The sequence below is a fragment of the Rhodoplanes sp. genome (assembly GCF_013377085.1).
In the GTDB taxonomy this organism is placed as follows: domain Bacteria; phylum Pseudomonadota; class Alphaproteobacteria; order Rhizobiales; family Xanthobacteraceae; genus Rhodoplanes.
On sequence record NZ_JACAAX010000048.1, the window covers coordinates 41,967 to 51,633 of the forward strand.

Annotated in this window: 9 protein-coding genes; 1 reads left to right on the forward strand and 8 read right to left on the reverse strand. The window is 67.8% G+C overall.

Going from position 1 to position 9,667, the window contains the following annotated elements:
- Positions 1-138: 138 nt before the first annotated feature.
- The 8 genes from HXX10_RS25110 to HXX10_RS25145 all read right to left on the reverse strand — a co-directional run bounded on the left by HXX10_RS25110 (position 139) and on the right by HXX10_RS25145 (position 8,725).
- Positions 139-597, reverse strand: a complete 459-nt coding sequence (locus HXX10_RS25110) for a hypothetical protein (RefSeq protein WP_296526024.1) — start codon at positions 595-597, stop codon at positions 139-141.
- 198 nt (positions 598-795) lie between these two features.
- Positions 796-1,911: a polyamine ABC transporter substrate-binding protein gene (locus HXX10_RS25115; RefSeq protein WP_296526025.1), complete on the reverse strand. Its 1,116-nt coding sequence runs from the start codon at positions 1,909-1,911 to the stop codon at positions 796-798.
- A gap of 31 nt (positions 1,912-1,942) precedes the next feature.
- Positions 1,943-2,224: a DUF3551 domain-containing protein gene (locus tag HXX10_RS25120; protein WP_296526026.1), complete on the reverse strand. Its 282-nt coding sequence runs from the start codon at positions 2,222-2,224 to the stop codon at positions 1,943-1,945.
- A gap of 111 nt (positions 2,225-2,335) precedes the next feature.
- Positions 2,336-2,671: a rhodanese-like domain-containing protein gene (locus HXX10_RS25125; RefSeq protein ID WP_296526027.1), complete on the reverse strand. Its 336-nt coding sequence runs from the start codon at positions 2,669-2,671 to the stop codon at positions 2,336-2,338.
- A gap of 205 nt (positions 2,672-2,876) precedes the next feature.
- On the reverse strand, positions 2,877-4,796 hold the full coding sequence (locus HXX10_RS25130) for a potassium transporter Kup (RefSeq protein ID WP_296526028.1): 1,920 nt from the start codon (positions 4,794-4,796) through the stop codon (positions 2,877-2,879).
- 159 nt (positions 4,797-4,955) lie between these two features.
- Positions 4,956-6,878 (reverse strand): potassium transporter Kup, encoded by a 1,923-nt coding sequence (locus tag HXX10_RS25135; RefSeq protein ID WP_296526029.1) that lies wholly within the window; start codon positions 6,876-6,878, stop codon positions 4,956-4,958.
- A 216-nt stretch (positions 6,879-7,094) separates the two neighbouring features.
- Positions 7,095-7,922 (reverse strand): flagellar motor protein MotB, encoded by an 828-nt coding sequence (locus HXX10_RS25140; protein WP_296526030.1) that lies wholly within the window; start codon positions 7,920-7,922, stop codon positions 7,095-7,097.
- A gap of 29 nt (positions 7,923-7,951) precedes the next feature.
- Positions 7,952-8,725: a MotA/TolQ/ExbB proton channel family protein gene (locus HXX10_RS25145; RefSeq protein ID WP_296526031.1), complete on the reverse strand. Its 774-nt coding sequence runs from the start codon at positions 8,723-8,725 to the stop codon at positions 7,952-7,954.
- 246 nt (positions 8,726-8,971) lie between these two features.
- Between HXX10_RS25145 and HXX10_RS25150 the strand changes: the two genes are divergently transcribed.
- A complete protein-coding gene (locus tag HXX10_RS25150; protein ID WP_296526032.1) occupies positions 8,972-9,616 on the forward strand; it encodes a glutathione S-transferase family protein in 645 nt (214 codons plus the stop codon).
- The last annotated feature ends 51 nt before the right edge of the window (positions 9,617-9,667 follow it).

Genomic DNA, 9,667 nt, shown 5'->3' on the forward strand with positions numbered 1-9,667 from the left:
CGTCACATAGTCCGACTCGTCATACGCGGGCTCGACCCGCGTATCCATCGCTTTCAAAAGACCTTCTTTCGACATTCGATGGATTGCCGGGTCAAGCCCGGCAATGACGATGAAGGTCGAGGACGAAGAAGGCTGGTCTTATTCCGTCCGGCCGAACTGACAGCCCTGGTGGGCGTAGACGTAGCGCTCGACGCCGTAGCGATCGGGCGGCAGCAGCTTGGGCTGGCAGAAGTCGAGCCACGCCTTGCGGTGGGCGCTCTGCTCGTCGGCGGCGCTTCGTTGAGGCGTCGTGGCGGCGCTCGCCGTCCGCACGGGCGCGGTCGACGGGTCGCCCGCGGACGACAGGCCGACGGGCGGCGTGCCGGCCGGCGACACGCCGGTCGTCGCCGCCGCGGCGGTCCGTGGCGAAGCGGTCACGTACACTCCAGCGCGCGGTTGCGCCGGCATGGTGCGAGCCGGAGCGGCCGCAGCCGGCCGGAAGAACGGAATGCGCAGCTTGGCGCTGAACGCCGAGGTCGGCGTGAGCACCAAGGCGACCGCGAATGCGACCGCGGCCGTTCGTCCAATGTGAGCAAGCTCCTGGCGCGGGCGCAGCATGGCTCCACCTCCCCCTGGCGTCGATCGGAGAGTCTCGACGGCGGACAGGATCGCCGAGAGAGCCTGATTTTCGATTTGGCCGACTGCTAAAAGTTTATCGATCGCCGCGTAGAAGGCCCTGCCGGCACGCCGTGGCTGTCGGCCGACGGTCTCTCGCTGCGGACGGGACGGCGCGATCCACGCCGCCTCGGAGGCGGTTCACCGCCCGGTCTTGATGCGGGTCCACAGCCGGTTCATCAGCCGGGTCGTCTTGGCGTCGCGCGCCGTGTTGGTGTAGAGGCGCGCCATCACGGCCTCGTCCGGATAGACGCTCTTGTCTTCGAACACGGCCTTGTCGATCAACGGCTGGCTGGCCAGGTTGCCGTTGGCGTAGGAGACGAAGCTCGAGGTCTTCGCCGCCACGTCGGGCCGCAGCAGATAATCGATGAAGGCGTGCGCCTCGGCGACGTGCTCGGCGTCCTTCGGAATGGCGAGATTGTCGAAGAACATCTGCGCCCCCTCCTTGGGGATGGCGTAGACGACCTCGACGCCGTTCTTCGCCTCGGCGGCGCGCTTCCTCGCCTGCACGATGTCGCCCGAGAAGCCGACCACCAGGCAGATCTCGCCGCCGGCGAGTGCATTCAGGTATTCGGAAGAATGGAATTTTCGCACCGACGGCCTGATCTTGGTGATGAGATCGGCGGCGCGCTCCAGATCCTTCTGCTCGGTCGTGTTGGGATCGAGCCCGAGATAATGCAGCGCCGCCGGCATGATGTCGTCGGCCGAATCGAGCATGTGGACGCCGCAGTCCTTGAACCGCGCCAAGCTCTCGGGCTTGAACACCAGATCCCAACTGTCGATCGTCACGCCGGAGCCGAGGATTTTTCGCACGCTGGCGGCGTTGAAGCCGATGCCCACCGTGCCCCAGAGATAGTTCACCGAGAAGCGGTTGCCGGGATCGTGGGTGGCGACGCGGCGCTCGATCTGCGGCCACACGTTCTTCAGATTGGGCAGCTTCGCCTTTTCGAGCGGCAGGAAGACCCCGGCCTTGATCTGGCGCTCGAGGAAATAGGCGCTCGGCACCACGACGTCGTAGCCGGAGCGGCCGGCCAGGAGCTTGGTCTCCAGCGTGTCGTTGGAATCGAAGGTGTCGTAGCGCACCTTGATGCCGGTCTCGCGCGTGAACGCCTCGATCACGGTCGGCTCGACATAGTCCGACCAGTTGTAGACGTTGACGACGCGGTCCTGCGCCGCGAGCGGATCGCTCGCGGCCGTCAGAGCAAGAAGCGCAGCGGCGAACCGAACAGCCGCGGGGCGCATCGCCGCTTCGGGCATCGCTCGCTCCCGGCTCGTCGACGCGGCGCGCTCAGCGAGCGCGCTTGCGCTTGACGCGCGGCGGCGGGCCGGGCGGCGGCGGATAGGGATTGGGGCCGCAGGAGCCGCCGACGCCACGCACCGTGGCGAGGCACTGCTGCAGCGTGGAATAGGCGCAGCTCGTCTGCTCGAAGCCGATATTGAGGTTGGCGCACCACGGATACCAGGTGGACCAGGACGGCGGCGACCAGATCCCGAACGGATCGGCGTCGGCCCGGCCGATGCCGGACACCATCGTCACGGCCACGGCGGCCCCCAGCAGCAGCGCACGCATGTCAGCTCCTTCACGTCACGAGTCCGATGCGATCGAACGGGTGGCTACTTCATAGGCGGGCCGTCGGGCGGCGTCCATCCGGCCCCGCGGGGAACTTTGTAAGCGGGTGTTTCAGGTCTCGGTCGGCAGGCCGGCGGCCTTCCAGGCCTTGATGCCGCCGGCGAGATGCGCACGGTAGGGCAGCCCGGCCGCCTGCGCGATCTCGGCCGCCTTGACCGAGCGGATGCCGGACGCGCAGGAGAACACCACCTCGCGCCCCGCCGGGTCGGGCAGATCGGCGGGCTCGAAGACGGACAGGGGCATCAGCACGGCGCCGGGGATTCGCTCACGCACGGTCTCGTTCGGCTCGCGCACATCGACCAGCAGAACACGGTCGGCGGCGAGATCGGCCGCCACCTCCTCAGGGCTGAGATTGCGCACCTGGCTGCGCCCGAACAGTCCGAACATGCGGCGTCTCTCCTGCGAAAGCACCGGCCGCGACGTCCCTCGCACCGGCTTCCCCGGGGTCGAATCGCTGATCTCACCGGCCCCAGGGGAGAATTGGGCATGCGGCAGGCGCTTTCAAGGCACGGCCGGAGGGCGACGGTGCGGTGCGACCGGACCGGACCGCGCCATCGATCGCTGCGCTTTGTCGACGGCCTGGATGGTCCCGCTAAATGGTCACCTGCGTGCCGATCTCGACGACGCGGCCGGTCGGGATCTGGAAGTACTCGGTGGCGTCGTTGGCCGTGCGGGCCAGCACGATGTACAGCCGATCCTGCCAAGGCGGCATGCCGGATCGCACCGCCGGCTTGAGCAGCCGGCGCGACAGGAAGAACGAGGTCGACATGATGTCGAACTGCCAGCCGAGCTTTCGCGCGACGCCGAGCGCGCGCGGCACGTTCGGGCTCTCCATGTAGCCGAACCGCAGCGTCACCCGCGAGAAGCTCTCGCCGATGCGCTCGATGCTGACGCGGTCGGCGGGCTTTACCCGCGGCGTATGCAAGGTGACGACGTTGAGGACGACATTGTTCTGGTGCAGGACCTTGTAGTGCTTCAGGCTGTGCATCAGCGCGGTTGGTGCGCTGTGCGGATCGGCGGTGAGGAAGACCGCGGTCCCGGGCACCCGCTGCGGCGGCTTGCGCTCGAGCACCATGACCAGCGCGTCGAGCGGGGTCTCCAGCCGGCGCGTCTTCTCGAACAGCAGGCGCGTGCCGCGCTGCCACGTGTACATCACGACGCCGACGGCGGCCGCGAAGACCAGCGGCACCCAGCCGCCCTCCGCCACCTTCAAGAGATTGGCGGACAGGAACGTCAGGTCGACGGCCAAGAACGGCGCCATCAGGGCGGCGGCGAACAGCGGCGACCAGCCCCACACCTTCCAGATCACCACGAAGGCCATCGCGGCCGTGACCACCATGGTGCCGGTGACGGCGATGCCGTAGGCGGCGGCGAGCGCGCTCGACGAGCGGAACAGCGCCACCAGCAGCAGCACGCCGAGCACCAGCGCGTGGTTGACGCGCGGCACGTAGATCTGGCCCTCCTGGGCCTCCGAGGTGTGGCGCACCTCGAGCCGGGGCAGCAGGCCGAGCTGGATCGCCTGGCGGGTGAGCGAATAGGCGCCCGTGATCACGGCCTGGCTGGCGATGACGGTCGCGGCGGTCGCCAGCACCACCATGGGGAGCAGCGCCCAGTCGGGAACCAGCAGGAAGAACGGGTTCTCGATCGCCTCGGGGTGGGCGAGCACGAGCGCACCCTGGCCGAGATAGTTCAGGGCGAGCGACGGCAGCACCAGCACCAGCCACGCCGTCTGGATCGGCCGGCGGCCGAAATGGCCGAGGTCGGCATACAGGGCCTCGGCCCCGGTGACGGCGAGAAAGACGGCGCCCAGCGTGATGAAACCCACCTTGCCATGGGTCCACAGGAACGCCACGGCGCGGGTCGGATCGAGGGCGGCGACGATGCCGGGATCGTCGGCGATGTGTGCGAGCCCGGCGACGGCGATCACCACGAACCACACCGTCATGATCGGGCCGAACAGCGCCGCGACCCGCGCGGTGCCGTGCGATTGGACGGCGAACAGCACCACCAGGACCGCGACCGTCAGCGGCACCACAGCATGGTCGAAAGCCGGCGTCACGATCTTGACGCCCTCGATGGCGGACAGCACCGAGATGGCCGGCGTGATCAGCGCGTCGCCGAAGAACAGCGCCGCCCCGGCGATGCCGAAGGCCAGCATCACGCCACTGCCGTTGCCGGCGACCCGGCGGGCGAGCGCCATCAAGGTGAGGGTGCCGCCCTCGCCGTTGTTGTCGGCCCGCAGCAGGATCAGCACGTATTTGCAGGTGACGACCAGCACCAGCGCCCACAGGATCAGGGAGAGCACGCCGAGCACGGCGTCACGGCTGGCCGCGCCGCCGCCGGCTGCCATCACGGCCTCGCGGAAGGCGTAGAGCGGGCTCGTTCCGATGTCGCCGTAGACGACCCCGATGCTGCCGATCATCAGCGGAAAGAACTGGGATCGCACCGGGCCGTGGGCATCGACGGCGACGAGAGCTTCCGACGGATCGGTGCCGGCAGCGTGTTCGTTCATGTATCAACCTCGTCGGCCATGATGGCCCGGAGCGCGGGCTTATAGCACCGACACGAGGCTGGGTCAGGCGGGGCCGTCTTGCAAGGAATGCATGCGGAGCCGCGTCGGCTCCCGTTCACGGGGAGGTGAACGGTTCGGAACGGCGGCGCGGGCGCGCCGTCACACCGAGACCTGGGTTCCCACCTCGACCACCCGGCCGGTCGGAATCTGGAAGAAGTCGGTTGCGTCGCTCGCCGATTTCGCCATTCGGATGAACAGGTTGTCCTGCCACCTCGGCATCCCGGACGAGGCCGCCGGCTTGAGCGAGCGGCGGGACAGGAAGAACGAGGTCGACATGATGTCGAAGTGCCACCCCTGCTTGCGGGCGATCGCCAGCGCCTTGGGGACGTTCGGCGTCTCCATGAAGCCGAAGCGCAGCACGACTTTGGTGAACAGGGGCGAGAGCTGGGTGATGCGCACGCGGTCTTCCTCGAGGACCCGCGGCGTGTCGAGGTTCTCGATGGTCAGCACCACGTTGTGCTGATGCAGCACCTTGTTGTGCTTGAGATTGTGCAGGAGCGCCGTCGGTGCCGAGTCGGGGTCGCCGGTGAGAAAGACGGCCGTGCCTGCCACGATATGGGGCGGCTTCTTGTTGAAGGTCTGAACCAGCGACTCGAGCGGAATCTCGAGGTGCCGGGTCTTGGCGAGCAGGAGCCGCGAGCCGCGCCGCCAGGTGATGATCATCAGGACGATGACGCTGCCGAACAGAAGCGGCGCCCAGGCCCCCTCGACCAGCTTGAGCAGGTTGGCGACGAAGAAGGTGCTGTCGATCAGCACGAACGGCGCGATGACGGCGGCGGCCACCCAGGGCCGCCACTGCCACAGCTTCCAAAACACCACGAAGCCGAGCAGGCCGTCGACCACCATGGTCGTCGTCACGGCGATGCCGTAGGCGGAGGCGAGACTGCTCGAGGTCTTGAACATGGCGACGAGCAGAAGGACGCCGACGAGCAGCGCCGTGTTCACCCGCGGGATGTAGATCTGGCCCGAATGGGCCTCGGAGGTGTGGCGGATGGCGAGACGCGGGATCAGCCCGAGCTGAATGGCCTGGCGGGTGATCGAGTAGGCGCCCGTGATCACGGCCTGGCTGGCGATCACGGTCGCGGCGGTCGCGAGGATCACCATGGGGAGCAGGAACGGCTCCGGCACCATGCGGTAGAACGGGTTCTCGATGGCGTCGGGATGGGCCAGCACCATGGCGCCCTGCCCGAGATAGTTGATCACCAGGGCCGGGAAGACGAGGCAGAACCACGCCGAGCGGATCGGCTTGCGGCCGAAATGGCCGAGATCGGCATAGAGCGCCTCGCCGCCCGTGACGGCCAGGAAGACGGCCCCGAGCGTGACCAGGCCGGTCACCGGATGGGCGACCACGAACCGCACCCCGTGCAACGGGTTGACGGACGCGAAGATGTGCGGGTCGTCGGCGATGTGCAGGAAGCCGAGCCCGGCCAGCCCGACGAACCACACCACCATCACGGGGCCGAAGAAGGCGGCGACCCGCGCGGTGCCGCGCGACTGGACGGCGAACAGCGCCACCAGGATGGTGACGGTCAGCGGCAGCACCGCGTGCTCGAAGGCCGGGGTGACGATCTTGAGGCCCTCGACGGCCGACAGCACCGAGATGGCCGGCGTGATCACCGAGTCGCCGTAGAACATCGCCGCGCCGATGATGCCGAGCGTGACGACCGGCACGGTGCGCCGCCCGATCGCCCGCGAGGCCAGCGCCGTCAGCGACAGGGTGCCGCCCTCGCCATGGTTGTCGGCGCGCAGCAGCAGCAGCACGTATTTGGCCGTGACCACGATGGTCAGGGCCCACAGGATCAGCGACAGGACGCCCAGCACGGCCTCTTGCGTGATCGGCCCGTCGCCGACGGCCGCGCGCATCGCTTCGCGGAAGGCGTAGAGCGGGCTCGTGCCGATGTCGCCATAGACGACGCCGACGCTGCCCAGCGTCAGGGACCAGAAGCTCGAATCGTGCACGTCGCTGCGCGTGAGCGAATCGTGCCGATCGGACGACGCGGTGTCGCGGGTCGTCTCGTTCATGGTCTCGCCGATCAGGTTCCCGCCATCGTGCGCCGCCGGATCCGTTCGGGACATGCCCCGCGGGTGGCCGGCCGCGCCGTCGCGCCACGCCCATAGCACGCCCGGCGGCCGACACAACCGTCGACGAGGAAGCGACCGGCCGGCAACCGGCCGTTATCCAGCCGCGATGGGCTCAGACGATCCGCCGGGCCGCCGTAATCGTGCCGATCGGCGGCCTCACGGGGCGAAATCGAGCGGCATCGGGGGCTCCTCCCGCATCAGGGTAATGGTGACGCGTCGGTTTGCCGCAATATACGGGTCGTCGGGGAAGAGGGGCTGGGTGTCGGCCTTGCCGGCCACCATGAAGAAGTTGCCGCTCGAGACCCCCTCCTCCTCCAGGACGCGCCGCACCGCGTTGGCGCGCTCGGCGGACAGCTCCCAGGGGCCGAAGCCGGGCCGGAACGGCGTCTTGGTGGCCGAGGTGTGCCCGGTGATCGAGATGCGGAAAGGAGTCGACTTGAGCGGGACGCTGAGCTTCTCGATCAGCCGCCGGGTCCGCTCGTAGGGCTCGCGCGACCCCTCGGGGAACATCGAGCGGCCGTCCTGGTCGACGATCTCGACGTTGAGGCCCTCGCGGGTCTCCTCGATCATGATGTGCTTGCTGACCTCGGTCAGCTCCGGCATGTCCTGCAAGGCTTGGCGCAGCGACGCCGCGGCCAGCGCAAAGGCCCTGTCCTCCTTCAGCCGCGCGCCCATGGTCCTGTTGCGGTCGTGCTGATCCGGGGTCGGAGTGGCCGAGGCCTCCTCGGGCGGGATGTGGGCGGCGTTCTTGAGCTTCGGCCGGGTCGGCAGGCCGGGCACCTCGATGATGCCGGAATAGCGGATATTGGCCTGCACGCCGAAGGCGTCGCGCATCGAGCCGGCGACGATCTGCAGCTTCTGCTGATCCTGGGTCGAGAAGGCGCACAGCATCACGAAGAAGGCGACGAGCAGGCCCATGAGGTCGGCAAAGGTGACGAACCACCCGTGCCCTCCGCCGTGCCCCCCGTCCTTCCGCCGTGCCATCGTTCAATGCCTCTCCGACCCGTCCTGGATCAGGCCGCAGCCGCCTCGGTCATCTCTTCGCGGTTCTTCTCGGGCACGTAGGCGAGCAGCATCTCGCGCACCACCGACGGGCTCTTGGCGTCGCGGATCATCAGCACGCCGTCGATGATCAGGGTGCGGTTGATCTCCTCGTCGACCAGCTTGCCGTGCAGCTTGTCGGCGATCGGCAGGCAGAACAGGTTGGCCACCGTGGCGCCGTAGAAGGTGGCGAGCAGGGCCACCGCCATATACGGGCCGAGCTTGGAGGGATCCGTCATGTTGGCGAACATCTGCACCATGCCGATCAGGGTTCCGACCATGCCGAAGGCCGGCGCGCAGTCGCCGATCGCCCGGTAGATCTTCTGTCCCTCGTCGAGATGGGTGAGGAAGTTGTCGCGGTCGCGCTCGAGATTGTCGCGGATGAAGTCGACGTCGTAGCCGTCGGCGACCAGCCGGATGCCCTTGGCCAGGAAGGAGTCCTCGGTTTCGACCTTCTCCAGGCCGATCGGGCCCTGCTTGCGGGCGACTTCGGCGAGGTTGGAGATCTCGTCGATCAGCTCGCGCTGGGTCATGCGGCGCAGCGAGAACGCGAATTTCAGGCCGAGCGGCAGGCCGTGGAAGATCGACGAGAGCGGGAACCGGATCAGGGTCGCCGCGAAGGCGCCGCCGAAGATGACGATGAAGGCATGCACGTCGACGAACATCCGCAGGTCGCCACCCATCAGGATGAGGACGCACAGCACGACGGCGCCGGAGACGAGGCCGAGCGCAGTTGAGATATCCATCCGAAGCTCCCGGCCAAGACGCGAATGCGCGGCTGCGCCCATCGGGGCGCATGACGGACTCTAGGCGGAAGGCGTCTAGAAAGCGTAAAAGGATAGAAATGTAAGGCGAAGTCCGTTCACTCTCGAACGGCGGCACGACGCCTCGGACGACCGTTTCGGGCGCCTTCGGCAGGGCTTTGGAGCCTGCCGCGCCGGCCGGCGGAACGGCAAGGTGGTCATATCGACGCGATCGATGGGGGAAACAGGATGGCCGAGTACAAGCTCTACTGCTTCGCACAGTCCGGCAATGCGTACCGGGTGGCGCTGATGCTCAATCTGGTCGGCGGCGACTGGGAGCCGGTCTATGTCGACTTCTTCGAGGCCGGCGAGACGCGCACTCCGGGCTACCGCTCCGACGTCAACGAGATGGGCGAGGTGCCGGTGCTGGTGCACGGCGAGCGCAAGCTCAGCCAGTCGAGCGTGTGCCTGACCTATTTGGCCAAGCGCTCCGGCAAGTATCTGCCGCAGGGCGAGGACGAGGAGCTCGAGGCCTGGCGTTGGATCGTTTTCGACAACCAGAAGGTCAACGGCTTCCTCGGTCCTTACCGTTTCCTTAAGACGCTCGCCAAGACGCCGGGCGACCCGGCCGTGCTCGCCTTCCTAAAGGGGCGCGCCGACGCGGCGCTCGCCGTCGTCGACAAGCGGCTCGCCGGCCGGCCGTGGCTGCTCGGCGAACGGCCGACCATCGCGGACGTGTCGATGTGCGGCTACCTGTTCTACCCGGCCGAGGAGTTCGGCTTCGACATCGCCGCGACCTATCCGAGCATCGCGGCCTGGCTGGAGCGCATCAAGGCGCTGCCGGGCTGGAAGCACCCCTACGACCTGATGCCGGGCTATCCGCTGAAAAAGTGATACGGTTTCCGGGTGATTGACTCGGAGGATTCCGAGACTGTTGCGAAGCAG

What these genes read in the sequence shown, in the direction of transcription:
- HXX10_RS25110 (WP_296526024.1), bottom strand. Translation starts at nt 597, where the DNA reads ATGCTGCGCCCGCGCCAGGAGCTTGCTCACATTGGACGAACGGCCGCG.
- HXX10_RS25115 (WP_296526025.1), bottom strand. Translation starts at nt 1,911, where the DNA reads ATGCCCGAAGCGGCGATGCGCCCCGCGGCTGTTCGGTTCGCCGCTGCG.
- HXX10_RS25120 (WP_296526026.1), bottom strand. Translation starts at nt 2,224, where the DNA reads ATGCGTGCGCTGCTGCTGGGGGCCGCCGTGGCCGTGACGATGGTGTCC.
- HXX10_RS25125 (WP_296526027.1), bottom strand. Translation starts at nt 2,671, where the DNA reads ATGTTCGGACTGTTCGGGCGCAGCCAGGTGCGCAATCTCAGCCCTGAG.
- HXX10_RS25130 (WP_296526028.1), bottom strand. Translation starts at nt 4,796, where the DNA reads ATGAACGAACACGCTGCCGGCACCGATCCGTCGGAAGCTCTCGTCGCC.
- HXX10_RS25135 (WP_296526029.1), bottom strand. Translation starts at nt 6,878, where the DNA reads ATGAACGAGACGACCCGCGACACCGCGTCGTCCGATCGGCACGATTCG.
- HXX10_RS25140 (WP_296526030.1), bottom strand. Translation starts at nt 7,922, where the DNA reads ATGGCACGGCGGAAGGACGGGGGGCACGGCGGAGGGCACGGGTGGTTC.
- HXX10_RS25145 (WP_296526031.1), bottom strand. Translation starts at nt 8,725, where the DNA reads ATGGATATCTCAACTGCGCTCGGCCTCGTCTCCGGCGCCGTCGTGCTG.
- HXX10_RS25150 (WP_296526032.1), top strand. Translation starts at nt 8,972, where the DNA reads ATGGCCGAGTACAAGCTCTACTGCTTCGCACAGTCCGGCAATGCGTAC.